Below are 23,465 nucleotides of genomic sequence, written 5' to 3'. Positions count from 1 at the left end.
TGGGATTCTGTGTTACTCCGTGGTGAAGTCTTCTTATTCTTTTCTTATTTTAGATTCTTTCAGGAATTTTTCGATGTTGTACATCGGAAAATCCCCGTTCAGCAGTTTTCCGTCCCGGTCCAGTAATACGTAACGGGGGATACCGTTAAAGTGGAATAGCTCCCTCAAATAGTTATAGTCGCTTTGCGGAAGGCGGAATATGACTTCTTCTTTCAGATTCTTCTCTACATAATCGTTGTAAGCTTTTTCAGGTGATTCACTGTCACTGGTGATGAAGATGAACTTGATATCCGGACTGTTCCGGTACTCTTTTCGCAAATCTGCATGATGCTCGATGCTGGCACGGCAAGGCCCGCAAGTAGTTGCCCAAAAGTCAATGACCACCAATTTTCCATGATAAGGTGCTACGATTTTGCGGATGATATCCGTTCCTTTCCCTGCCGGAAGTTCTTGTGGCTGGTTCCCTTGTGGCGGATAAATCTGACGGTACATACGTTCGGACTCTGCCATAAGGAATGGCTCGTGCAAATAGCTTTTCAGGATATTGAGTAGTGTGAAAGCTTTTTTCCCATCCTTGAGAGTTCCGGCCAGGAAGGGGTAAGAACGGGTGAGAATGAGTTCTCCGGCCATTGGGAATGGGATTCCTGTCGTGTCCTCCAATATCTCCTTTTTCTTTTGCCAGCTTTCCGCATATTTTTTCACATGGTCGTCTGTGCCGATCTTGATTTGCCAACTTGCCCGGTTTAAAGGGTTCATATACTCAAGTCGGTTGATGAAGGTTGAAAAAGAACTGCAACCGATGGCACGGACGTCATCGAGCGGCATTTCTTTCAGGAAATCATAATAGTCCGGAGCCTCTTTTATTTTTAATATCGCGTTGGTGGTATCTTTGTGGGTATTCATGTCTCTTTGCAGGATAAAATCGAGAAGCCAGCTGCCGTACATCATTTTCACATTATTCTTCAGCATTTGCATTCCTTCGGGTTGCAGCGTTTTTGATTGTTCCAACGAGTCGAGCCGATGCATCCACAGGTCGTACATCGGCTTTTGCTGTGCTTTAAATTCATCGGGAGTCAGCGTGCCGCATGCTTTCAACAGGATGTTGAAGTCTCTTGGGAAGAGCGGTTCACAAGGCATCAATTCTTGGTTGAAAGTGCTTGAAGCCCCCATATATTGAGTTTCTGTCAGCATGGGTTTCAACCTTCTTTGCCGGTTGTAGTCCAGCAGGTCTTCCCAACTGAGGTAAAGGATCAGTGTTTCGCCCGGTTTGACATAAAACCCTATCCAACAGCTGCCCAGACTAAGGTGATGTACCCCAGGATAATTGACAATGAAGTCCGACTCGAAACGTCCGTCCGGATGGATGGTCACCAGGGCGGGACTACTCTCGCGGGTGATATGATTGTCTGTATAGATCAGGGCGGTGGTAAATCCTAACTGCGGGTTGTATCCATCCAGAAAACCACGTATGTGAGCCGTATCTTTCCGGAAAAAATCAGTCCGGGGAGTAGTGGAAGCAGTTGTTACCGATGCGTAATTTCGATGGGGCAGTCCGGCGCGGATATACTTTTTCTCTTTTTCACCGTTTTTGCCGATGCGTATGTTGCCGTCTTTTTCTTGTGTTATTTCAAGTTGGCACTGTCCGTCAGTTTCATTCCTTAAATTCAGTTTGAGCTTTTTCCCCTGTTTCCGGCAAAGTTCATATTTCCAGAACCGGTTATCCATGATGGCAAGTGAATCGTAAATTCCGATGTCCCATCCGTTTCCTGCATCTGTCTGCTGCCAGTTTCCACGGATTTCGCGAAGGAAGGCCTGCTCTTTGGTCTCCTGCGGTTTCACCAGCAGAATGCCATAGGTGTTGGTTTCCGATTTAAGATCGTCCTCCATCCAATCTATCCGGGTTGTGCCTTCGGGCAGGGGAGGATAGGTGATGACACAGTCGTTTTCTATTATTCCTGAGGCGGGAGTCGTTACGCGTTCGCCAAATTTGCGCCCTTCTATGCGGAGAGGATAAAATTGCTTTCTGCTTTCGGGGGCATAAATATAAGTCAGGCTGTCGATGCTGGTCCACCATTGGGGGCGGAATACCGTCCGTATCGTGAGCCGGGTTTCTGTCGGAGATAGTTCTATCTTCGAGATGGTGTGTGCACTTCCCTGGCGTGTTTCGAAAGAAGGGTTTTCAATTACGGTTTGTGCTGCGGCATACGTACTTCCCAGAAGTAGCAGTAGCGGGAGTATCTTGTTTTTCATATCCGTATGATTAAAGTTGTGACGGTAAAGATAAATATTTCATGGGAGAAACCTTACTGTATAGCGTTTTATTTTTGTCCGGGAGGCAAATTCCTTCTCTTTTAGGAGATATGGCATACCAGTTGTGCAACTTGGCAAACAGATGTCTCGGAGAAACGGAGCCGGTCTTGGAGGGAAGGCATAATCACGGCTCTTTCATTTAACAACCGTCTTCCTCCCTTGCCCCCCACAAAACCTTCCATTCGCACACAGCCATGCGGAAGCAGCGCTTCGTTGTTTCTTTTTTAAGAAAGAATCCGGCCGACTATTACCGAAGAAATCCAGCAGATTAACCATTATCATATAACTCTTTATCCCAGCCCGCATACCCGGGCTGATGAGCCCACATGCCCGGGCTGATGAGCCCACATGCCCGGGCCGATGAGCCCGCATGCCCGGGCCGAGATAAGGATCCGACCATTTGCACTAAAGAGAGTAAGGGAAATGAAATGCTTTTAGAGAGATAAACGGATAAGAAATTGGACATATCCATTTGTTTTCCAAACCGTTACTACTGAAATATCCCCTAAAACAGCGGGTGGAAGATGGAAGATGGGGGTGGAAGATAAATGGCATAAAAACCGCATCTTCCACCAATCTATACATCTCACAATCAACGGAATGCACTCTAAAAGGTGGAAGATGGAAGATCGAAACGTGTTTTTTGTATGAGAAGAAGGCTGAGTATGAAAGAGCCGTGAGGGCATAATAAAGGTCCGGACCTTCGCAGGCGCGGACCTTCGCTTATTCAAACCACGCTCCTTGGGGGTGGAGGGGTTTGTTTACTGAAAACAATCCGGTCGATTGTCTACCTTAAATACCTATTATGATAACCTTCTTAACTAACCTTTATCTTGTAACTGAATTATATGCCAACGGCTTCTCGCAGTGGGACAAATTTATATCCTTTATTCTTCAGGACTTTAATCAACCGTTCAAGGTGACCTTTATAGAATTTATCCGTGCGGCGGGCGTCCGTCCCGAAATGGATCAGCATCAGGTGACCGTTCAATCCTTCGGCAGCTTCTACCGAAAGGATTTTATCGTAGATTGCCTGGCTGCTCCGGTAGTTCTTCATGTCCGGTGTGGTATAGTCGGCATTGCTGGCTGTGCCGGCGGTGAAGTTAACCACCTGGATGCCCATATTCTTTGCCCACGCTGCAATCTGCCGGTTGTAATATTCGTAAGGCGGTATATAGAGCGGAGCATCTTTAAATTCAATGCCGGCCTTTCGCATCACTTCGTAGCTTTTCAACAGATCTTTTTCAAACTCTTCGCGCGTCACCAGCAGCGAATCGCGGTTTTCCCACGGGCTGTACAGCAAATGTCCGTAACTGTGACTGCCGACGTAGTGCCCCTCTTTCAGCAGGCGTTGCACTACGTCCGGATAGAGTTCGTAAAATTCTCCGGTAAAGAAGAATGCCCCTTTGATACCTTGCTTTTTCAGGGTACTGATGATGGTGTCCGCTCCGTCCGCTCTATCGGCGGCGGTGAATACGAGCGTGATTTGTTTTTTGGAGGGGTCGGTACGTACAATGCCGCCATTGCTGTAGATGTTCTTATCTGCTGCTGCGTTTGCCTGCTTCATTCCGTCTTTCTGCAAAGAAGATAAGTAGTAGGTCAGGCAAGCGGTTCCGTCCATGGTCGGTTCGTTGGTCGAATAATCGTGAAGGGCGTCGTGATAGACCATTAAGTCCGGTTGGAAACGTTCGTAATCCTGTCCGGGCATTCCCGGAATGCCCTCCATGTTCACTCCCCGGAGACTTTCGAAAATGGTACGGTATACCGGGCCGTCCACCAGTCCGCCGGTAGTGTTGCCTACTCCTGCGTTCAGCAATGAAGAGTGAGGCTGTATCGGATAATCTCCGGATAAAGGTAGCTCTACAATCATGCTGGTTCCCCACGGGTTGCACCCCAGGAGCCAGTCGCGCAGAGAGGCTTCCATCTCTTCATAAGTCGTGTCGCCTGTCAGCTCACGGTAAAGCCGGCATTGCGTAAGCATGGCGGTGGTCAGGTTATTCGAACACCAGATATAAGGTATGCCGTGCAGGAAAGGACTACCGACGGCTTTTTCATACGTTCGCTGTATTCCGGTTCGCAGGTTCCGGATAAATTCGTCGCGCAGGCGCTCGTTGCCCGAAGCTTTGGCTACCCAGTAGTGTCCCATGTTCATAAACGGATACCATTGGTAGTGGCGGGCACTGTCGGCACCCATCCACGGTGTCACCGGTTCACGCCTTCCGTATTCTACTGCCTGCTCCAGATATTTGGGGTCGCCGGTAGCTTTGAACAGTTCCATGGCTCCGAGTTCCATATCGTCCACCCAATTGTCTTCTTCATAAATATAGGGTGACTTTACCGAGGCCGTTTGGCAGGGACCGGGTTTCTTTATACCCTCCTGATAGGCGTTATCTGCTTTAGAGGCTATTTCTTGGGCGAAGTCCGGATAGAAATCTTTCAGTACCTTTGCCCCCAGTGCAAAGCAAGAGGCGAATTTGCCTGCGGTACTGGCCACTCCGGTGGTTGCATTCTTGAATTTGCCGCGAACCTGAGGCTCACCACTGCAAAAGTAAACCGGGCGCCCTTGTCCTCGTCCGTAGCCGTAGTCCACCGAATCTTTGCCGGGCAGGCGCATCCCTGCATGGTCCCGGTCATCGGCAATCTGGTTGTAAAGTTCTCCTTGGGCAGGGTTCATCCGGTTCAACCAGTCGAGCCCCCATTTTATTTCGTCCACAATGTCCGGGATGCCGTTAGCTCCAGGGTGTCCGGCAGCATCGTAAGCATCGCCGAAAGCTTCCGGGTTTTGCAGATAGGCAAACATCATCTGGTAAATGGCATTGGCCGAGGTTGTGGTATATTGCAGATAGTCGGTCGCGTCATGCCATCCTCCCCGGACATCGGTGTGCTGTCCGGTCTTTGTGGGATGATACACGATAAAGCCGTCATGTACATGGCAACTGTCTTTCAGGAAGGGGTTGTAACCGCATCGCTGCTGGCGCATGTAATTCAGCAGGAAGTCGGCCGTTCCGTTGTATACGCGGTGGTTGATGGGGAAGTGGGGCGATACTGCTTTTCCGGCTTTTAGATAGTAGGTTCCGGGTGTATCAAAGGTACTGAAGTCCAGCCGGTAGGTTGATTTCATTTGTCCGATCGGGCCTGTCTTCCGGGGAGATGTGAAAGTACGTACCGTTTTTCCGGTGAATACATCGACCAGTGAATAGTTGTTCACTTCAACCGGTACTTCACTCATAAATACGGCTACCTTTTTAGATTGGGGGAGGTAGCCCAGTTGGTTGATCCGTATCCATTCACCTGCCTGAGCGTGCAGGGTGGAAAGCAAGAAAACAATGGCCAAAAGCCAGTAATTCCGTTTCATAATGGAAGCATTGTTTAAGGTTGGGGAATGTGTTAAGTTGTATAATGCAAATAAAGCGGATTTAATTTACTTAAAGAATAATAGGGTAGTTTTATTAGCTGATATTATGTGTCGTTTACAAGTTTTTAGAATTTGATGTTGCTTTATATGGCATATTCTGAACTTTTTTCGTTTATTAAGTGTTAAATGGAGGCAATAAATGATAAAAGAGAATGTAATATGATTGTAACAAGGAATGATAAAACTACTTTTGTAGATTGAGTTTTCTTAAGAGGGAACAATATATGAAACCTAAACACAAAAACTGGCTATTACTTGGATGCTTTTCCGCACTGTGGACTGTATCTTTGGCACAGGGGGAGAACTGCAACGATAGTCTCTCACCGATTACGTATATTCCTGTTGCGGAGGATTCCGCCTCTACTGCTGTCGTTGCCGACTCTGCTGCGGTGAAGCGTAGTTTTTTAAAGAAATTCCTTGATTACTTCAATGATGCCAATAAGGAGAAGAAGAACAAGAAGTTTGATTTCAGTGTAATCGGCGGTCCGCATTATTCCAGTGATACCAAGCTTGGGCTGGGACTGGTGGCTGCCGGATTATACCGTACCGACCGTGCCGATACACTTCTGCCGCTTTCCACCGTATCATTGTATGGCGATGTGTCCACTGTCGGATTCTATCTGCTGGGCGTTCGGGGCAATCATATCTTTCCGAAAGATAAATACAGGCTGAATTATAACCTTTATTTTTATTCTTTTCCCAGTTTGTATTGGGGAATAGGATACCGGAATGCGGTGAATGACGAAAATGAAAGCAGTTACAAGCGCTTCCAGGCACAGGTGAAAGTCGACTTTATGTTCCGTTTGGCAAAAAACTTCTATCTGGGACCTATGGCAAGTTTCGATTATATCGACGGACGCAACTTTGAGAAGCCCGAACTTTGGCAGGGGATGGACGCCCGTACGACCAACGTCAGTGCAGGGCTTTCCCTTGTGTATGATTCTCGGGACTTCCTCACGAATGCCTATAAGGGGTATTATCTGCGCATAGACCAGCGTTTCAGTCCTGCGTTTCTGGGGAACGACTACGCATTCAGCAGTACGGAGCTGACCACAAGCTACTATCGTAAGGTGTGGAAAGGTGGAATACTTGCCGGACAATTTCATACGCTGCTGACTTACGGCAATCCGCCCTGGGGATTGATGGCAACATTGGGAAGTTCGTATTCCATGCGCGGATATTACGATGGCAGATTCCGTGACAAGAATGTGGTGGATATGCAGGTTGAACTCCGGCAGCATGTATGGAAACGTAACGGAGTAGCTGTCTGGGTGGGAGCCGGAAATGTTTTTCCCGACTTTTCTTCGTTCGAGGTGAAACATATACTTCCCAATTATGGATTCGGCTACCGGTGGGAGTTCAAGAAGAGAGTGAATGTACGATTGGATTTAGGGTTTGGAAAAGGCCAGACCGGATTTATATTTAATATCAATGAAGCTTTTTAATAAGATAAAGAAATGGTTCGATAATCAGGAGAACTTGTTCTACCTGTTTTTGTTTGTGCTGATTGTGCCCAACATAGCACTGTGTTTCACGGAACCTTTACCGCTTGTGGCCAAGGTTGCCAACGTTCTGTTACCTTTGGGTTGTTATTATCTGATTATGACCCTGTCCAGGAATTGCGGAAAGATGCTCTGGATATTGTTTCTTTTTGTATTCTTCGGGGCCTTTCAGATCGTGTTGCTCTATCTGTTCGGGCAGTCCATCATAGCGGTGGATATGTTCCTCAATCTGGCTACGACCAATTCTTCCGAAGCCATGGAGTTGCTCGATAATCTGCTGCCGGCCCTCGTTACGATCGTGATACTGTATATACCCGCCCTGATACTGGGTATGATTTCCATAGTTCGTAAACGCAGGCTCTCTGTCGACTTTATCCGTAGGCAACGGAAACGTGCGTGGGGAGTACTTGCCGTTGGCTTTCTTTCGTTGGGAGCTGCCTACTTGCTGGATAAGAAATATGAGATGACCATCGATTTATATCCGGTCAATGTGTGCTACAACGTGGTGCTTGCCGTAGAGCGCAACGCGCAGACCCTTGACTATGCAGAGACTTCGAAGGATTTTACTTTCCATGCTGTTGCCACCCATCCGGCGGAGGACCGCGAGATATACGTGCTGGTTGTGGGGGAGACATCCCGTGCTCTCAACTGGTCGTTGTATGGCTATGACCGCGAGACGAACCCCAAATTGTCGGAAATACCCAATCTTACGGCTTTCACGAATGTGCTGACCCAGTCGAACACAACCCATAAGAGCGTTCCGATGCTGATGTCCGCTGTTTCGGCAGAGAATTTCGACTCTATCTACCATCAGAAAGGTATTATTACGGCTTTCAGGGAGGCAGGTTTCAAAACGGCTTTTTTCTCCAATCAGCGTTACAATAATTCTTTTATAGACTTCTTCGGAAAAGAGGCCGATCATTGCGATTTCATCAAAGAAGATTCGCTGACCGCCGGTCAGAATCTTTCGGATGACAACCTGCTGGCATTGGTGAAAGAGGAACTTGCCAAAGGAAACCGCAAACAATTCATTGTGTTGCATACCTATGGTTCGCACTTTAACTACCGTGAGCGCTATCCTGCCAGGGCTGCGTTTTTCCGGCCCGACAGTCCGGCGGATGCCGAATTTAAGTATCGGGACAATCTGATTAATGCCTATGACAACTCCATCCGCTATACCGACGATTTCCTGGCAAGGCTGATCGGCTTGTTGCAGCAACAGGATGCCGGTTCGGCCATGCTCTATACTTCGGACCATGGAGAAGATATTTTTGACGACGACCGTCACCTTTTCCTGCATGCGTCGCCTGTGCCTTCGTATTATCAGTTGCACGTGCCGTTTATTGTCTGGACTTCGGATACATACCGGGAGAAATATCCGGAGCATATCGCTGCTTTACAGCAAAACCGTCAAAAGTCTGTCGCTTCGAATCGGGTAGTGTTCCATTCGGTACTCGATCTGGCCGGAGTGACTACTGCCTATGTGAACGACTCGCTGTCCGTGGCAAGCCCGTCCTATACGGAGTTCCCCCGCTTTTACCTGAATGACCACAATGAGCCGCGGGCTTACGACGATATCGGATTGCGTAAGGAGGACTTTGAGATGTTCAGGAAAATGAATATTCGCTGAAAACGCATTTAAACTATAGACTTGGGGATATAAGTGTAGTATCTCGAAACTTTGTTCCCTACAGGTGCTTTTGTTTCATATTGTGGTGAAAGTCGGAGAATAATTTCTATATTTACCGTCAATTCATCACAATATGCAATTATGGCAACCAAACTACTATTGGTAATGGGGGTAACCGATAATCTATGGCTTTATGTGTTATCCGTATTTTTGTTTCTGACCGTTTGCTTCCTGCTCTTTCAGAACTTCCGGCTTCGTAAATCGGCTTCGGCAGACGATGACTATCGTCGCTTCCTGTTTGAGATATTAGATAATCTTCCGTTTCCTATTATGGTGAAGGATATTCAGGAACAATTCAAGTACACGTACTGGAATAAGGAGGCCGAGTTGCAGTCGGGCATCAGCCGCAAAGATGCCGTCGGCTTTTCAGATGCCGATATTTTTGGTGAAGAACGGGGTAAACAGTACCGTAAAATAGATGAAGATCTCGTTAAAGCCGGAAAACCCTATAAAGCGGAAGAGAGGTATGTGACTGCCGATGGAAAAGTGCATGATACCCTTGTGGTGAAATCAATCATATCTTCGGGCAAACTGGGCAAATGGTTACTGGTGGCCCGTTGGGAGATCACTCAGCTTAAGATGTACGAAAGGGAGCTTTTGGCTGCCAAAGAGCAACTGGAGGGAGCCGTTCGTAAACAGAAACTGGCTTTAAGAAGTATTGATTTCGGCCTGATTTATATTGACCGAAATTATAAGGTGCAATGGGAAGAGACCAGTAATATAAAGAATCTGGTTGTCGGACGTCATTATATTCCCGGCACTACTTGCTACCGGACAACGGGGCGAGGGGACAAACCGTGTAAAAGATGTGCTTTTCAGGAGGCCATCAGTACCGGCAAAATGGTGAGGCATATTACCCATGTGGATCATGTAGACTTTGAAATTACCGCTACCCCCGTTTATAGTGATACGGGAGGTGAAATTATCGGTGGATTGCTGCGCTTTGAAGATATCACCGAGAAACTGAAAGTAGACCGTATGCTTCAAGAGGCCAAGGAGAAAGCAGAGGAGTCCAATCGGCTGAAGTCGGCCTTCCTTGCCAATATGAGCCATGAAATACGTACACCGCTCAATGCCATCATCGGTTTCTCCGACCTGATCTGCCAGACAGATGATGCCGAAGAGAAAGAGGAGTACATCCGGATTGTTACTTCGAATAACGAACTTTTGTTGCAGCTTATCGACGACATTCTCGACCTGTCGAAGATAGAAGCCGGAACGATGGATTTTTCCTATGCCCTGACGGATATCAACGAACTGATGGAGGACATCTGCCTGCAAATGCAGCAGAAGAACCAACGCCCGGGGGTACAGATTCTGTTTACTGAAAAGGAACCCTGCTGTGTGATCAATACGGATCGTTTGCGTTTGTCGCAGGTCATCATCAATCTGATGAATAACGCAATGAAGTTTACCGCCGAAGGTTCCATTACGTTGGGATACCGGCTGAACGGACAGAGGAATGAACTTTATTTCTTCGTGAAAGATACAGGTATCGGTATTCCCGCCGATAAAGCTGAAAAAGTTTTTGAACGTTTTGTCAAACTGAACTCCTTCGTTAAGGGCACGGGGCTGGGACTCGCCATCTGCCGGGTGATCATAGAGCGCCTGGGAGGAACGATCGGGGTCGATACGGCAGTAGAAGAGGGTGCCTGCTTCTGGTTCCGTCTTCCTGTTCAAGAGGACATACCGCTCGATATTCCTATTAATTTGTGCTAAAAATTGAACCTAAAACTCCGGTTGGCGTGTTGTTTGTATACACTTAATATAGAGGTTTAAATATATAAAAAACATGGCTTATATAGATTATTACAAGATTCTCGGAGTTGACAAGAATGCTTCTCAGGATGATGTCAAGAAGGCTTTCCGCAAATTAGCCCGTAAATATCATCCCGACCTGAATCCGAATGACCCAAGCGCCAAGGATAAGTTTCAGGAGATTAATGAAGCCAACGAAGTATTGAGCGATCCGGAGAAAAGGAAAAAGTACGACGAATACGGCGAACATTGGAAACATGCGGACGAATTCGAAGCGCAGAAGAAGGCCCGCCAGCATGCCGGTGCGGGTGGAGGCGGCTTCTCCGGTTTTGGCGGAGACGGTGGTTCCTATTGGTACTCGTCCGATGGAGAAGGATTCTCGGGTGGTGATGCCGGAGGATTCTCGGATTTCTTCGAGTCTATGTTCGGGCATAGGGGCGGAGGCGGACGAGGCGGCTCAGGTTTCCGCGGACAAGATTTTAATGCGGAACTACACCTGTCTCTTCGCGATGCGGCACAGACCCATAAGCAGGTGTTGAATGTGAATGGAAAGCAGGTTCGTATCACAATACCGGCCGGTGTAGCCGACGGACAGGTGATTAAACTGAAAGGATACGGTGGTGAAGGTATTAACGGTGGTCCGGCAGGCGATCTGTATATCACTTTCCGGATAGCCGAAGATCCTGTATTCAAGCGTCTCGGAGATGATCTGTACGTGGATGTGGAAGTCGATCTCTATACTGCCGTACTGGGTGGTGAAAAGGTGGTTGATACGCTGGAAGGTAAAGTGAAACTGAAGATAAAGCCCGAAACCCAGAATGGTACGAAAGTACGCCTGAAGGGTAAAGGTTTCCCCATATATAAGAAAGAAGGACAGTTTGGCGATTTGATTGTCACTTATTCAGTCAAGATACCTACGAGTCTGACAGATAGGCAGAAAGAACTGTTCAGAGAGTTACAACAGAGTATGAACTAATAATGAAAGAGCGCTATGCAGACCGAATTAATAATAGTCAGTGAATACTGTCACAAATGTCATATTGAGCCTTCATTTATCGACCTGTTAGAAGAGGGTGGCTTGATTGAGGTACGCACCGAGGGCGGCGAGCACTATCTGCTTGCGTCGCAACTTCCCGATGTGGAACGATACAGCCGTATGTATTACGACCTGTCCATCAATATGGAGGGTATCGATGCCATTCATCATTTGCTGGAAAGGATGGAACTGATGAGACGTGAAATCAGTACTCTCCGGAATCAGCTTATCGTCTTTAAAAGGGAAGGTGTAATGGAGGACTGGTAAAAGGTTTATTTCATGTGTTGGATAAAGAGGCTTTTCCGGTTTCTATCAGAGCCTCTATATGATATAAACAGAGCCTTTATCAAGGGTGGACAGAGTGTCTGTTCCGCCCCGATAAAGGCTCTGTTTTTTTATGCTTGGCCGTACTCTTATTCAGCCAGAATCGTCAGTTCGGCACCCGAAGCGTAGTCTTGTCCGCGTTGTTCACTCAGAGCGGTGAAGCGGATGTAACGGGCTTTTACAGGTTTCTCGAACATTACTTTCTTCTCTTTCAGGTCTCTTGCGAAAGTACCTTTCAGGATTGGTTCACCCCATTCTTTGCCATCCTGGCTTACGTGTATGGTGTAATCTTTCACATTACCGTTGCTGCTGTCCTGACGTGGAAGGTAAGTGAAACCTTTAATTGTTTTCACTTCACCGGCATCCAGATCTACCCAGTGCGGGTGTTTAGCCACGGTTACAGAGAACATGGTGTGCCAGATGGTATTCGGGTCACCGTCGGTCAGGTTCTTGGCTTCGCCTCCATCCGATTCTTCACTACTTGCATAGATCACTTCCGTCTGGATGCTTTCGATCTTGTCGAATGTCATGGTTGCTTTGATGAAAGGTGCATCTTTGAACCAGGCAGTCACTGTACCGCCATTGCGTAATGCGATCGGTTCGGTGTAAGTTTTGGGTTTACTCTTATCTACTGTGTAGAGGATAACCGCATCCTTTTTCTGTGATGATACAGATACTGCACCGGCACGGTTGCGGGTAATGGACAACGGCACCTCTCCGGCAGGGGCTACATTGGCTGTTGCAGTCAGGTCTTTACCCGCAGGGCGGATGATGAAACCTGTGTTGTGATGGCTGGCGAAGACACGGTCTTGTTCCAGCGGGCCACCTTGGCCGCAACTGTTGCCACCCAGGCCGGTTACGGCTGCATCCAGATGAAGATAAGTATCACCGGCTTTCGGCAACTGATACGGATGTGAAGCCAGGATCAGGTCGAGTGCGGAGTAGGGCAGAGCCGAAGCCGACAAGCGGTCGGTAGCTACAAACACAGCACCGTTGCCTGCGTTGTTGGTCAATGCACACCAGCGCACATCTTCGTGGTTACCCATATCCTGTGGTTTGGGGAAGTTGACGAATTCTCCGGCAACCGTGTTCTTATGTTGCTCGATGAACTGTCCTACCTTGCGGTCGGCATAGTTGTCAATAGGTCCGCGTCCGTAGTAAGTGAAGTTATCATATTGCTGAGGCACGCGTATCATATATCCCAGACGAGGTAATACGAGGCTCGGCTGATTGGATGTGATACTTGCTTCCAGTTCGATGGAGCCGTCTTTATAGACAGTCCATACCTGATTGGTGGTGAACTTGAAATCATTGCTGCCGAACTTCTTGTCCGTCAGTTCTTCAATTTTGTTCTTGCCGGAGCTCGTTCCACCCAAAATCTTAGCTGCGTTTGGAGCTTGGGATTTTACTGTGAATGACAATACGACTGTGCCATCTTTTTTGGTAGTCATATCGAAGCCGGTAGCTGAGTGCTTCAGGTTGTGCAGTCCGTTGTCGAACCACTGAGAGTAGAACCAGTTATCATTGTTCGTGAACGCGCGGAGCGCATCCAGTTTCGGACCGTTACCGTCAGTAATTACTTTTTCGTTTCCGTATGTCAGGCTGTAGATAGTACCTGTTTTGATATCGAATTGAGCTGTGTAGCCATTGCCTTTAATGGTAATGATATCGCTCGCTTTAATCATAATTATTTCCGGTTTGTCGCTTCCGGATGCTACAGTGTTGATGGCAGGACGTGCAGTAGCTTCTTTAACGAGTATCTGTTCTTCTGCCTGCGCAAAGTTCTTGTCAGCCCAAGGCATGCTGTCTTTCAGCAGGAACTGAATCTTCACGAAATATTCCGAATCGGCTTTCAGTTTACTGAACTGATAAGGAACCGTGATCTGCGTACGGGTACGCGGAGCCACTTCACCCATAGACAATATGCCCGATTGTGCTTCCTTACCGTTTTCGTAAAGTGACCATTTAACTTCATAGTCCGAAAGGTTTTTGAAGTAATACTTGTTGAATACTTCGAACTGTCCTTTTTCTACATCGATTGGTTGTACGCCGATGTGTTGGTACACTTTCTTCACTTCATAATATTGTGGTTTCGGTTCCAGGTCACCGAATACGATACCGTTCATAACGAACTGTCCGTCATTCGGAGTATCACCGAAGTCACCACCGTAAGCCAGATAGCGCTCTCCGGTTTTCTTATCGTAATTGTACATCGATTGGTCTACCCAGTCCCAGATAGCTCCACCACAGAAGAAGTTAGTCGACTCGATAGCTTCCCAATAGTCCACCAGGTTACCGCAGGCGTTACCCATAGAGTGAGCATATTCCGAAACATGGAACGGATATTTGATATCATAATTACCTTTCACGGCACCACGCATCCAGCCGATGGAAGGATACTGGTTGGAACCCATGTCGACGATGTCGTTGTTACGTTCGTACTGAACAGGGCGTGACAAGTCGAATGCTTTCAGTGCATCATAGGCTGCTACGAAGTTCTTTCCCGGTCCGGCTTCGTTACCCAATGACCAGATGACAATCGAAGGATTGTTTACGTTGGCATGAACCATTTCCATCACACGGGCTACGTGGGCGTTTTTCCATTCCATCGGATGAGACAGTGAAGCGGCTCCATAATAGTACTCGTGAGACTCGATGTTGGCTTCATCTTCCAGATAGAGTCCGTATTTGTTGCACAGATGGTACCAGTACGGATCGTCCGGATAGTGAGAGTTACGTACGTGATTGATGTTGGCACGTTTCATCAGCATTACCTCTTTCTCCATCATTTCGCGAGTGATGGCATGACCTACGGCAGGATTTGATTCGTGGCGGTTGACACCTTTCAGTTTCACGGTCTTGCCATTTACGTAATAGTAACGGCCTGCCAGTCCGAATTCGTCTGCAGAAGCAGGGGTGTCTTTGATTTCCACTTTACGGAAACCTACAGTAGTTGAAACGGTTTCTATTGTTTTGCCTTTCTTGTCTTTCAGTTCGGCAACGAGTGTATAGAGGTAAGGGAACTCAGCCGACCACTTGTTGGGTGACTGCACGTTCAATATCGCTTTTTCAGCCTCTGCGGTTTCGTTCGGGTTCACCAGGTCCACAGTAGCATTGGCAACCGCATTGGCAACGGGGGTATTTTCGTCCGAATACAGTTTGTTTGCATAAAGTGTATAAGCCATCTGGTATCCTTTGGCAGCTTTCTTGCCATAGTTACGGATGTCAGCGCTGATAGCCAATGAACCATTGGTGTATGTCTCGTCCAGGTCGGGGATTACAACAAGGTCGCGTACCTGTACTTTCGGAGTAGAATAGAGGGCTACGGTACGGAAGATACCCGGCAGGCGGAACATATCCTGTGCTTCAAGGAATGAGCCGTCCGAGCTGCGGTATACTTCGGCAGCAACGGTGTTCTTTCCTTTTTGCAGGTAAGGAGTGATGTTGAAGTTGGCTGTGTTGCGTGAGTTCTTGGAGAAACCTACATACTGTCCATTGATCCAGAGGTAGAAGAAAGAGTCCACGCCGTCGAAGCTGATAAATACTTCACGACCGTCCCAGTCCTGCGGGATGTCGAAGTCGCGACGGAACGAACCCACTTCGTTACGGTCTTTATAAGTAGTCCAATTGGTCGGAGGGGTACGCATCACACCTCCGCGCCAGTCGTCTACTTTCACTTTGTGCATGAAAATTACAGGTTGGTTCACGTAGATGGGTACTCCGTATTTCAGGCTTCCGTCCTTCTGGATGCCATAAATATTCCAGCTTGAAGGAACCGGGATATTGTCCCATCCTGAAACATCGAAGGTTGTTTGATAAAAATCTTTAGGGCGGGAGTCCGGATCGGGTGCCCAATTGAATTTCCAGTCACCATTCAGTGACAACCAGTATTTACTGTTCTCAGGCAACACCTTTCGTGCGCTTTCCACATCCTGGAAGGAAAAGAACCAGGCGCGCGGTTGTTCTTTGTTGAGTGCTAAGTTTTCCGGTGATTCCCATTCGTTGCCCACCGGGGCTTTTTCCGAGGCATACTTAAATCCCTCTAAAGGTCTTTGACCGGCAAAGCAAAGCGTAACCATGCTGCATAGTATCAGACCTAACGTGATTTTCCGCATAATTGTTTTTCTTTTAATAGATTATTTACTGAAGTTTTTTCGTGTTATATTGATCCGTAATCCGGTATCTCTCTAATTTTGTTGCAATATTCGTAAAAACCAGTCACATAGCCAAATCATTTGACATTAATTGGGTATTTTCGGGAGATAAAAATAACTCGCCTCTCTCCGGTAGTAGAAAAAGAAAAGGGATCCGGTTGTCCGAATCCCTTTTTTTAGTCTTGAAGTAAACTCTTTACTTTCTGTAGTAAGCCAGATCGTCTTTATCGAATTTGCGAATAAAGTTGATATGTTTTTCTACTTCAGCCTCAGCATAACGTACGTATACCTGAGCCGATTCGGAGAACAGATCGCTCTTCGAAGCATCTTGAACCATCAGGTGACCCATGATGATGTGGGCAGCCATTTCTACCAGACGGCGTGCGCAGAAGTCGAGCAGTTCCTGGTCTTTTGCTTCTGTGATTTGAGTCACGCAGGCTGCATATTTGCTTGCCATACTTTTCAAGCGGTTCTGCAAGCCTTCCAGTTCTGGAGCTACCGGCATGTTCTCGTATTCTTGGATACGTGCCAGATAAGCACCGGTCGTTACGTAACGGATAGCAGCCACAACCTGCAACTGGGTGGTACCTTCGTAAATGGAAGTGATGCGTGAGTCACGATAGATGCGTTCGCAGGCGTAATCTTTCATAAAGCCCGAACCACCATGAATCTGAATGCAATCGTAAGCGTTCTGGTTGGCAAATTCACTGCCCATACCCTTGCCCAGCGGAGTAAAGGCGTCAGCCAGTTTGGCGAATGTTTTCTGTTCGGCACGTTCTTCCGGAGTCAGTTTGCGCTCCTTGGCAATGTCGTCCAGTGCTTTGTAAATGTCTACAAAACGAGCTGTCTCGTACAGCAGTGAACGGGAAGCATCCAGTTTAGCTTTCATCAAAGAAAGTATCTCGGCTACGGCAGGGAATTCGATGATTGCTTTGCCAAACTGTTTACGGTCTTTGGCATAAGCCAGAGCTTCATTGTAAGCTGCCTGTGACAAACCTACCGATTGTGCGGCAATACCCAGGCGGGCACCGTTCATCAACGCCATTACGTATTTGATAAGACCCAGTTTACGGTCACCGCAAAGTTCGGCTTTGGCATTTTTATATACCAGCTCGCAAGTAGGGGAGCCTTTGATACCCATTTTGTTCTCGATGCGGCGTACGTTAACTCCGCCATTGCGCTTGTCGTAGATAAACATAGACAGACCGCGTCCGTCGTGTGTTCCTTCTTCCGAACGTGCCAATACGAGATGAATATCGGCATCACCGTTTGTGATAAAGCGTTTCACGCCGTTCAGATACCAGCATTGGTCTTTTTCACTGTAAGTGGCTTTCAGCATGACAGATTGTAGGTCGGAACCTGCATCCGGTTCGGTCAGGTCCATTGACATGGTTTCGCCTTGGCATACACGGGTGATGTAGCGCTGCTTCTGCTCTTCGTTGGCAAACTCGTAGATGGTTTCGGCACAGTCCTGCAGTCCCCAGAGGTTCTCGAAACCTGCATCACTGCGGCTCACGATATCGGCAGCCATGATGTATGGAGTGATTGGGAAGTTCAGACCTCCAAAGCGGCGGGGCATAGCCATACCCATCAGCCCGGCTTTACGGCAGGCATCCAGGTTCTGGGCAGTTCCGCTGGCATAAGTTACGCGGTTGTCGGCACAAACCGGACCTTCGTGATCGACGCCTTCTGCATTGGGAGCGATGATGTCACCACAGATTTCCCCTACAATTTCCAGTACTTTATCGTAGCTGTCCATTGCATCTTCGAAGTCTACCGGAGCATAGTCGAATTTATCTTTATCAGCATAGTTGCGCTCTTTCAGCTCAACAATTCTCTTCATCAACGGATGGTTCAAGTGATGCTTGAGTTCCGGAGTATCTAAATAAAAGTTAGCCATTTCTTACTTACTGTTTTGTTTATAATACTTAATCATCTTCGGTACAACTTCTTCGATTGTTCCGTTGATCACATAGTCTGCAATCGTATTGATCGGAGCTGACGGATCGTTGTTGATGGAGATGATGATACCGCTTTCCTGCATACCGGCAATGTGCTGAATTTGTCCGGAGATACCGCAGGCAATATAGAGTTTCGGACGTACTGTAACACCGGTCTGGCCGATCTGACGGTCGTGGTCAACGAAGCCTGCATCTACAGCGGCACGGCTGGCGCCTACTTCTGCGTTTAACACCTTTGCGAGATCGAACAGCAAGTTGAAGTTTTCTTTCGAACCTACACCGTAACCGCCGGCAATGATGATCGGAGAACCTTTCAGGTTGTTCTTGGCTTTTTCTACATGGCGTTCGATGACTTTTACTACGTAATCGGTGTCGGCTACGTATTTCTTCACATCATGCTTAATGATTTCACCTTTGTAGTCGGCTGACAGAATGGCTTTTTTCATCACACCTTCGCGAACGGTTGCCATTTGGGGGCGGTGTTCGGGATTGACGATGGTAGCAACGATGTTACCTCCGAATGCCGGACGAATCTGGTAAAGCAGGTTTTTGTAAACCTTACCTTCTTTCTTATCTTCGTGGTCACCGATTTCCAGTGAGGTACAGTCCGCTGTCAATCCGCTGGTCAGAGCTGACGATACACGCGGGCCGAGGTCACGACCGATCACGGTTGCACCCATCAGGCAGATTTGCGGCTGTTCTTCTTTGAACAGATTCACGAGGATTGAAGTGTGGGGAAGTGAAGTATAAGGATAGAGTCCTTCACCATCGAATACATGGAGTTTGTCTACTCCGTACGGGAGAATCTGTTTTTCAATATCTTTGAGACCGGTTCCGGCAACAACTGCTTCAAGCTGGCAGTTTAACTGATTGGCCAACGAGCGTCCTTTTGTCAGAAGTTCGAGGCTTACGTCTGCGACGATGCCGTCTTCTATTTCGCAATATACAAATAAGTTATTCATATCTTTTCTCTCCTCTTACCCTATAGTGTGGTTCTCCAACAGTTCAACAATCAGTTCTTCCACTTCACGGTCGCTGCCGCTGATGGTTTTACTCTCTTTCGCCTGGAACACGATGTTCTGGATAGCTTTTACCTTTGTCGGCGAACCGCTGAGGCCGCATTGTTTCAGATCACCGTTTACGTCTGCTACACTCCATTCCACCAGGTTCAGGTAGTCGCGGGTGTCGTAAAGGTCGGTATAGTCCAGGTTGCCCTGTTGCTTCTCGGTAACGGTTTTGGCGTGTTTGTACTTCTGAACCAGCTTTGCATTGCGCGGGCGGCAGGGAGCTGCACTTCCGTTGACAGTGATGACGATGGGCAGCGGGCCTTCTACGGTTTCCACACCACCGTCAATGTGACGCTTCACGGTAATGCTTCCGTCACCTACTTTCAGGATTTCTTCCGCATACGTAATCTGAGTCAGTCCTAACTTTTCTGCAACCTGCGGTCCTACCTGCGCCGTATCTCCGTCGATGGCCTGACGACCGCCGATGATGATGTCATATCCACCGATTTTTTTGATGGCTGTTGCCAGAGCGTACGAAGTAGCCAGTGTATCAGCACCGGCAAAAGCACGGTCTGTCAGCAGATAACCATTGTCGGCACCACGGAAAAGTCCTTCACGAATAATGTCGGCTGCACGTCCCGGTCCCATGGTCAGGATGGTAACGGTAGAGCCTGGGTGGGCATCTTTCAGTCGGAGAGCCTGTTCAAGAGCGTTCAGGTCTTCGGGGTTGAAGATGGCAGGGAGTGCCGCACGGTTAATGGTTCCGTCGGCTTTCATGGCATCTTTCCCAACGTTGCGTGTGTCGGGAACTTGTTTTGCCAATACAACAATTTTCAAACTCATGTTATTAATTTTAGTATTAGTATTTCTACAAGTTAGCAGCCAGTAGTCAGTAGTAAGGTTCTTGCTATTCACTATCCGGTTAACTATCAGCCTGCAAATTTAAGCAAACGCTTGGTTCTGACAAGAAATCTGTCTGAAAAATGCACAAGTTTAAAGATTCTGAGCAACTTGTTTGGTTCTTACGATCATGAATACCGGGTTATCGTCGGCTTTCAGATCTTTTAATTCGGGGATGTTTTTCAGCTCCGGATCTTCTTCTGCCAACTCCAGTATGTCACTTGCTTCCCAATAATACAATAAAACATCATCTGCCACACGCATTGCCGGGTAGAAAGGGACTTTGCCATACATATCGTTCTGTATCATTCCGTCTTTTACACCGAATAGCTGTCCTTTCTGTTTGTCGTACATAGCCAGGCGGGGAGCTTCCGACTTGTCCGTTACGTTCCATGAAGTATAAGGGATGAACAGGTATCCGGGCGTTTCCAATATATCCGGGCGGAGATAGTTGGAAGCCGTTGTTTCATAAACGTTCCAGTTGCCGTCGAGAACTTCGAAGCGTTTCTCTTTGGGCAATTTATATTTTCCAAGTTGTAGGATATAGCGGGGCAGGAGTGTATCCGGACGGACGGTAAATACTGTGTCATTATAGTATTCTTTCATGCAAACCTGATTCTGGAACTGGTATAAATATTTGTCGCATTTTCCCCATAAATAGAGGTTTAGCCCGCTGGGAATGGTGAAACGGTCGTATTGGGGAAATGAAGTCAGTGTATCGCCTTTAGAGTCGATTATTAATAATCTGAAAAGCTTGTTTCCCGTATTGTTGTAAATGTAGGACGCAAAAGTGCTGTCGTTCAGTGCCGAAAATTGCCAGGCAAATGGAAACTTACATTCATTCATGAACTCTCCGTTGCCGGAATATGCCAGTAGTTTTCCATGGTCCATCAGGAATACTTGTTTGGAAACATCGTCTGTTGATATAAAACGAATACCGGTATATTCTCCGGGGCCTTGTCCCATCCGGGCAACTGTCCGGACAAATTTACCTTCGTCCGTGAACTGAAAGACCTGTTTTTGCGTAGGGATGTATAAGTTATGTCCGCAGAGTGTAATGCTGTTTTTTATGATGGCCGGCAGTAAACATTGGTCGGTGGTTTCCAAAGGGATGATTTTCACTTCCCGGGCTATTTGGCTCAAGGTAACTGTTTGTTCCGTCCCGATTCCGGTTTCAAAAGGGAGAGTGACGGGAAATGTTGTTTCGGAAATTGGTTCTTGTGACGAAGAGGGTTTATTGGTACATCCCAAGAAGAGTAAACCGGAGGAAAGGAGTAAGCTGAAAAGGGTTGTGTTCGTTCTCATAGTCTATGCTTTTTAGTAAATGGCATAAAACTACGTAATATTCGTAACTTAAATCAAACCTGGTAGTTAAACTATGTTATCCTTTAGTGCTATCCTTCTTATAAGGAATATATAAAAAGGGAAAAAGGGTTGAATAATGGAGGTATGCCTCAGATTTATAATTACTTCTGACATACCTCCGGAGTACTGTTGTTATTGGATTCCTATTTCTGCAAATCCCATAGTTTCTCCTTCTGTTACCATTTTGGTAGGTTTCAGAGAAAGGTATCGTGCTTTCACCGGAGTGAAGTAGGCAGACTGTAGAATCGGATTGTTTTTGATGTTTGAAAATTCCCCTTTAGCTACTATCTGGTTTACCGCATTTGCTTCGGTACCTACAGATAGTTCATAAGAGGAGATTAATCCTTTGTTATATTCGCTTTGATCCGGCAGATAATGGAAAGAGGTAATTGTGCGTTCTTCTCCCAGATCGATCACCAGTGCGTCCCCTTCAACAAAAGCAGTGGTGCTCTTGTCTTTATCCATACATTTCTTAGTCTCCTCTTCGGATACTCCTACGAGTGTAAACGGATAACTTTTTAATTCTTTGGCCTCTACGGTGAATGTGTCGGGTGTCTCACCTGCATAATAAGCCTCTATGTTGTTGATGCAAAGGCAGGCGCGTGCATCCGTGAAGCGTATGCGGAGTTTGTCGGTCGAAATGGTTTCAAAGCGCAACAAGCGTTTGTAGCCCACGGTCGTAGTCTCTTCATTCAGTTTCACCGGCAGCCATTTTCCATCTTTGTCATATTCCACTACGAATGATTTGACACGTTGTCCCAACGGAATATATTCCTGGATCATCATACGGTTGACCTTTTCCGTTTTGGGGAAGTCGAACTCAATCTCTGCGGCAGTCACCTCGTCGTTGGTAGCCCAGTAAGTATCCCAACTTTCATCTGTTGCGGCTTTGGCTGAGAATTTTCCTCCACGTTCATCCGATACTTTCGGTTGGATACCTGCGAGCAGGTTGTGTGCCAATTGTTTCTGTACATTCTTGTGGAAGTTTACTGCGTTGGCCGAGTCGATCGGATGGATCAGCCCGTCGCGGTCAACCGGGAAGTTAAGCAAGAGGGTCGCGTTGTGTCCCACACTCCGGTAATAAAGGTCTGTTAATTGGTCTACGGTTTTTACTCGGTTGTCTTCTTCCGGATGATAGAACCACCCCGGACGGATAGAGACATCACATTCTGCCGGTACCCATTGGTTACCGTCAGCGTGTCCGTATTGCAGTTCGCGATATTTCGGATAGCCCGGATACACTTCGCCCGCACGCAGGAACGACCAGTTGGTAGCTCCGGCAAATCCGTTCTCGTTACCTACCCAACGGCAACCGGGACCTCCGTCGGAGAAAACAATGGCCTGTGGTTGGAGTTTATCCAGTATTTCATAGATACGTGGATAGTTGTAGTAAGTCTTGCGGTCGATGGTACGGCTGTCTTTGGCTCCGCCATACCATCCGTCACCGCCGTTGGCACCGTCAAACCAAACCTCGAATACTTCGCCATAATTGGTCATCAGCTCAGTCAGTTGTTTATGGAAATAATCTACATATTCCGGTGTACCGTAGTTAGCCTGGTGTCTGTCCCAGGGAGAGAGATAAACAGCGAATTTAATGCCGTATTTCTTACAGGCGGCTGCCAGTTCACCTACAATATCTCCTTTACCGTCCTTGTAAGGAGTGTTACGGATACAATATTCTGTCAGTTCGGTAGGCCACAAGCAAAAGCCATCATGGTGTTTGGCGGTAAGGATTACTCCTTTCATACCCGATTCTACAAAGGTTTTCACCCATTGTTCGCAGTCCAGCTTGGATGGGTTGAACGTTTTCGGGTCCGAATCTCCGTATCCCCATTCACGGTCGTTGAAAGTGTTCAGACCGAAGTGAACGAAAGCATATGTTTCCATTTTCTGCCATTCCACTTGTTTTTCTTCGGGAACAGGTAAGATAGCTTCGGGAGCTTTCACAGCAGGAGCACAAGCGCCAAGTAGGGTCAGGGCAGCTCCGGCATACAGTAGTTTGTTTATTTTCATGATATGTTAAAAGGGTTAATGATGCAAAGA

Annotated in this window: 13 protein-coding genes; 5 read left to right on the top strand and 8 right to left on the bottom strand. The window is 47.3% G+C overall.

Features of this window, described 5'->3' with window-relative positions; all coding sequences use genetic code 11:
- Positions 1–33: 33 nt before the first annotated feature.
- Positions 34–2,250, bottom strand: coding sequence for a TlpA disulfide reductase family protein (locus R3O62_RS20190; protein WP_317472996.1), 2,217 nt, complete (start codon positions 2,248–2,250; stop codon positions 34–36).
- A gap of 904 nt (positions 2,251–3,154) precedes the next feature.
- On the bottom strand, positions 3,155–5,665 hold the full coding sequence (locus R3O62_RS20185) for a glycoside hydrolase family 9 protein (RefSeq protein WP_005780780.1): 2,511 nt from the start codon (positions 5,663–5,665) through the stop codon (positions 3,155–3,157).
- A gap of 284 nt (positions 5,666–5,949) precedes the next feature.
- On the opposite strand from R3O62_RS20185, the gene R3O62_RS20180 reads away from it, so the two are divergent.
- The 5 genes from R3O62_RS20180 to R3O62_RS20160 all read left to right on the top strand — a co-directional run bounded on the left by R3O62_RS20180 (position 5,950) and on the right by R3O62_RS20160 (position 11,978).
- Positions 5,950–7,170, top strand: coding sequence for a BamA/TamA family outer membrane protein (locus R3O62_RS20180; protein ID WP_217737784.1), 1,221 nt, complete (start codon positions 5,950–5,952; stop codon positions 7,168–7,170).
- Positions 7,157–8,857 carry a phosphoethanolamine transferase gene (locus tag R3O62_RS20175; RefSeq protein ID WP_317472995.1) on the top strand — a complete coding sequence of 567 codons (1,701 nt, stop codon included), beginning with the start codon at positions 7,157–7,159 and terminating at the stop codon, positions 8,855–8,857. Before R3O62_RS20180 ends, R3O62_RS20175 begins: the two co-directional genes overlap by 14 nt.
- A 141-nt stretch (positions 8,858–8,998) precedes the next feature.
- On the top strand, positions 8,999–10,636 hold the full coding sequence (locus tag R3O62_RS20170; protein ID WP_032529981.1) for a PAS domain-containing sensor histidine kinase: 1,638 nt from the start codon (positions 8,999–9,001) through the stop codon (positions 10,634–10,636).
- A gap of 73 nt (positions 10,637–10,709) precedes the next feature.
- Complete coding sequence (locus R3O62_RS20165; RefSeq protein WP_005807793.1) at positions 10,710–11,651, top strand: DnaJ C-terminal domain-containing protein; 942 nt, start codon at positions 10,710–10,712, stop codon at positions 11,649–11,651.
- A 15-nt stretch (positions 11,652–11,666) separates the two neighbouring features.
- Positions 11,667–11,978, top strand: a complete 312-nt coding sequence (locus tag R3O62_RS20160) for a chaperone modulator CbpM (protein WP_005780772.1) — start codon at positions 11,667–11,669, stop codon at positions 11,976–11,978.
- A 146-nt stretch (positions 11,979–12,124) separates the two neighbouring features.
- Here the strand turns inward: R3O62_RS20160 and R3O62_RS20155 are convergent, their stop codons facing one another.
- The 6 genes from R3O62_RS20155 to R3O62_RS20130 form a co-directional block, all read right to left on the bottom strand.
- On the bottom strand, positions 12,125–16,150 hold the full coding sequence (locus R3O62_RS20155; RefSeq protein WP_269109972.1) for a glycoside hydrolase family 2 TIM barrel-domain containing protein: 4,026 nt from the start codon (positions 16,148–16,150) through the stop codon (positions 12,125–12,127).
- 235 nt (positions 16,151–16,385) lie between these two features.
- Positions 16,386–18,089 (bottom strand): acyl-CoA dehydrogenase family protein, encoded by a 1,704-nt coding sequence (locus tag R3O62_RS20150; RefSeq protein WP_005780768.1) that lies wholly within the window; start codon positions 18,087–18,089, stop codon positions 16,386–16,388.
- A gap of 3 nt (positions 18,090–18,092) precedes the next feature.
- Positions 18,093–19,112 carry an electron transfer flavoprotein subunit alpha/FixB family protein gene (locus R3O62_RS20145; protein ID WP_005780766.1) on the bottom strand — a complete coding sequence of 340 codons (1,020 nt, stop codon included), beginning with the start codon at positions 19,110–19,112 and terminating at the stop codon, positions 18,093–18,095.
- A gap of 15 nt (positions 19,113–19,127) precedes the next feature.
- Positions 19,128–20,000 carry an electron transfer flavoprotein subunit beta/FixA family protein gene (locus tag R3O62_RS20140; protein ID WP_005780764.1) on the bottom strand — a complete coding sequence of 291 codons (873 nt, stop codon included), beginning with the start codon at positions 19,998–20,000 and terminating at the stop codon, positions 19,128–19,130.
- Between the two features lie 150 nt (positions 20,001–20,150).
- A complete protein-coding gene (locus R3O62_RS20135) occupies positions 20,151–21,362 on the bottom strand; it encodes a 6-bladed beta-propeller (RefSeq protein WP_195341495.1) in 1,212 nt (403 codons plus the stop codon).
- Between the two features lie 192 nt (positions 21,363–21,554).
- On the bottom strand, positions 21,555–23,435 hold the full coding sequence (locus R3O62_RS20130) for an alpha-L-fucosidase (RefSeq protein WP_317472994.1): 1,881 nt from the start codon (positions 23,433–23,435) through the stop codon (positions 21,555–21,557).
- Between the last annotated feature and the right edge of the window lie 30 nt (positions 23,436–23,465).

Source organism: Bacteroides hominis, assembly GCF_033042785.2.
GTDB classification, from domain to species: Bacteria; Bacteroidota; Bacteroidia; order Bacteroidales; family Bacteroidaceae; genus Bacteroides; species Bacteroides hominis.
The sequence above is the reverse complement of the archived record's forward strand: the minus strand, read 5'-3'. Positions and strand labels throughout refer to the sequence as shown.

Excerpts from the sequence above, each read along its gene's own strand:
- R3O62_RS20190 (WP_317472996.1), bottom strand. The coding sequence starts at position 2,250 with ATGAAAAACAAGATACTCCCGCTACTGCTACTTCTGGGAAGTACGTAT.
- R3O62_RS20185 (WP_005780780.1), bottom strand. The coding sequence starts at position 5,665 with ATGAAACGGAATTACTGGCTTTTGGCCATTGTTTTCTTGCTTTCCACC.
- R3O62_RS20180 (WP_217737784.1), top strand. The coding sequence starts at position 5,950 with ATGAAACCTAAACACAAAAACTGGCTATTACTTGGATGCTTTTCCGCA.
- R3O62_RS20175 (WP_317472995.1), top strand. The coding sequence starts at position 7,157 with ATGAAGCTTTTTAATAAGATAAAGAAATGGTTCGATAATCAGGAGAAC.
- R3O62_RS20170 (WP_032529981.1), top strand. The coding sequence starts at position 8,999 with ATGGCAACCAAACTACTATTGGTAATGGGGGTAACCGATAATCTATGG.
- R3O62_RS20165 (WP_005807793.1), top strand. The coding sequence starts at position 10,710 with ATGGCTTATATAGATTATTACAAGATTCTCGGAGTTGACAAGAATGCT.
- R3O62_RS20160 (WP_005780772.1), top strand. The coding sequence starts at position 11,667 with ATGCAGACCGAATTAATAATAGTCAGTGAATACTGTCACAAATGTCAT.
- R3O62_RS20155 (WP_269109972.1), bottom strand. The coding sequence starts at position 16,150 with ATGCGGAAAATCACGTTAGGTCTGATACTATGCAGCATGGTTACGCTT.
- R3O62_RS20150 (WP_005780768.1), bottom strand. The coding sequence starts at position 18,089 with ATGGCTAACTTTTATTTAGATACTCCGGAACTCAAGCATCACTTGAAC.
- R3O62_RS20145 (WP_005780766.1), bottom strand. The coding sequence starts at position 19,112 with ATGAATAACTTATTTGTATATTGCGAAATAGAAGACGGCATCGTCGCA.
- R3O62_RS20140 (WP_005780764.1), bottom strand. The coding sequence starts at position 20,000 with ATGAGTTTGAAAATTGTTGTATTGGCAAAACAAGTTCCCGACACACGC.
- R3O62_RS20135 (WP_195341495.1), bottom strand. The coding sequence starts at position 21,362 with ATGAGAACGAACACAACCCTTTTCAGCTTACTCCTTTCCTCCGGTTTA.
- R3O62_RS20130 (WP_317472994.1), bottom strand. The coding sequence starts at position 23,435 with ATGAAAATAAACAAACTACTGTATGCCGGAGCTGCCCTGACCCTACTT.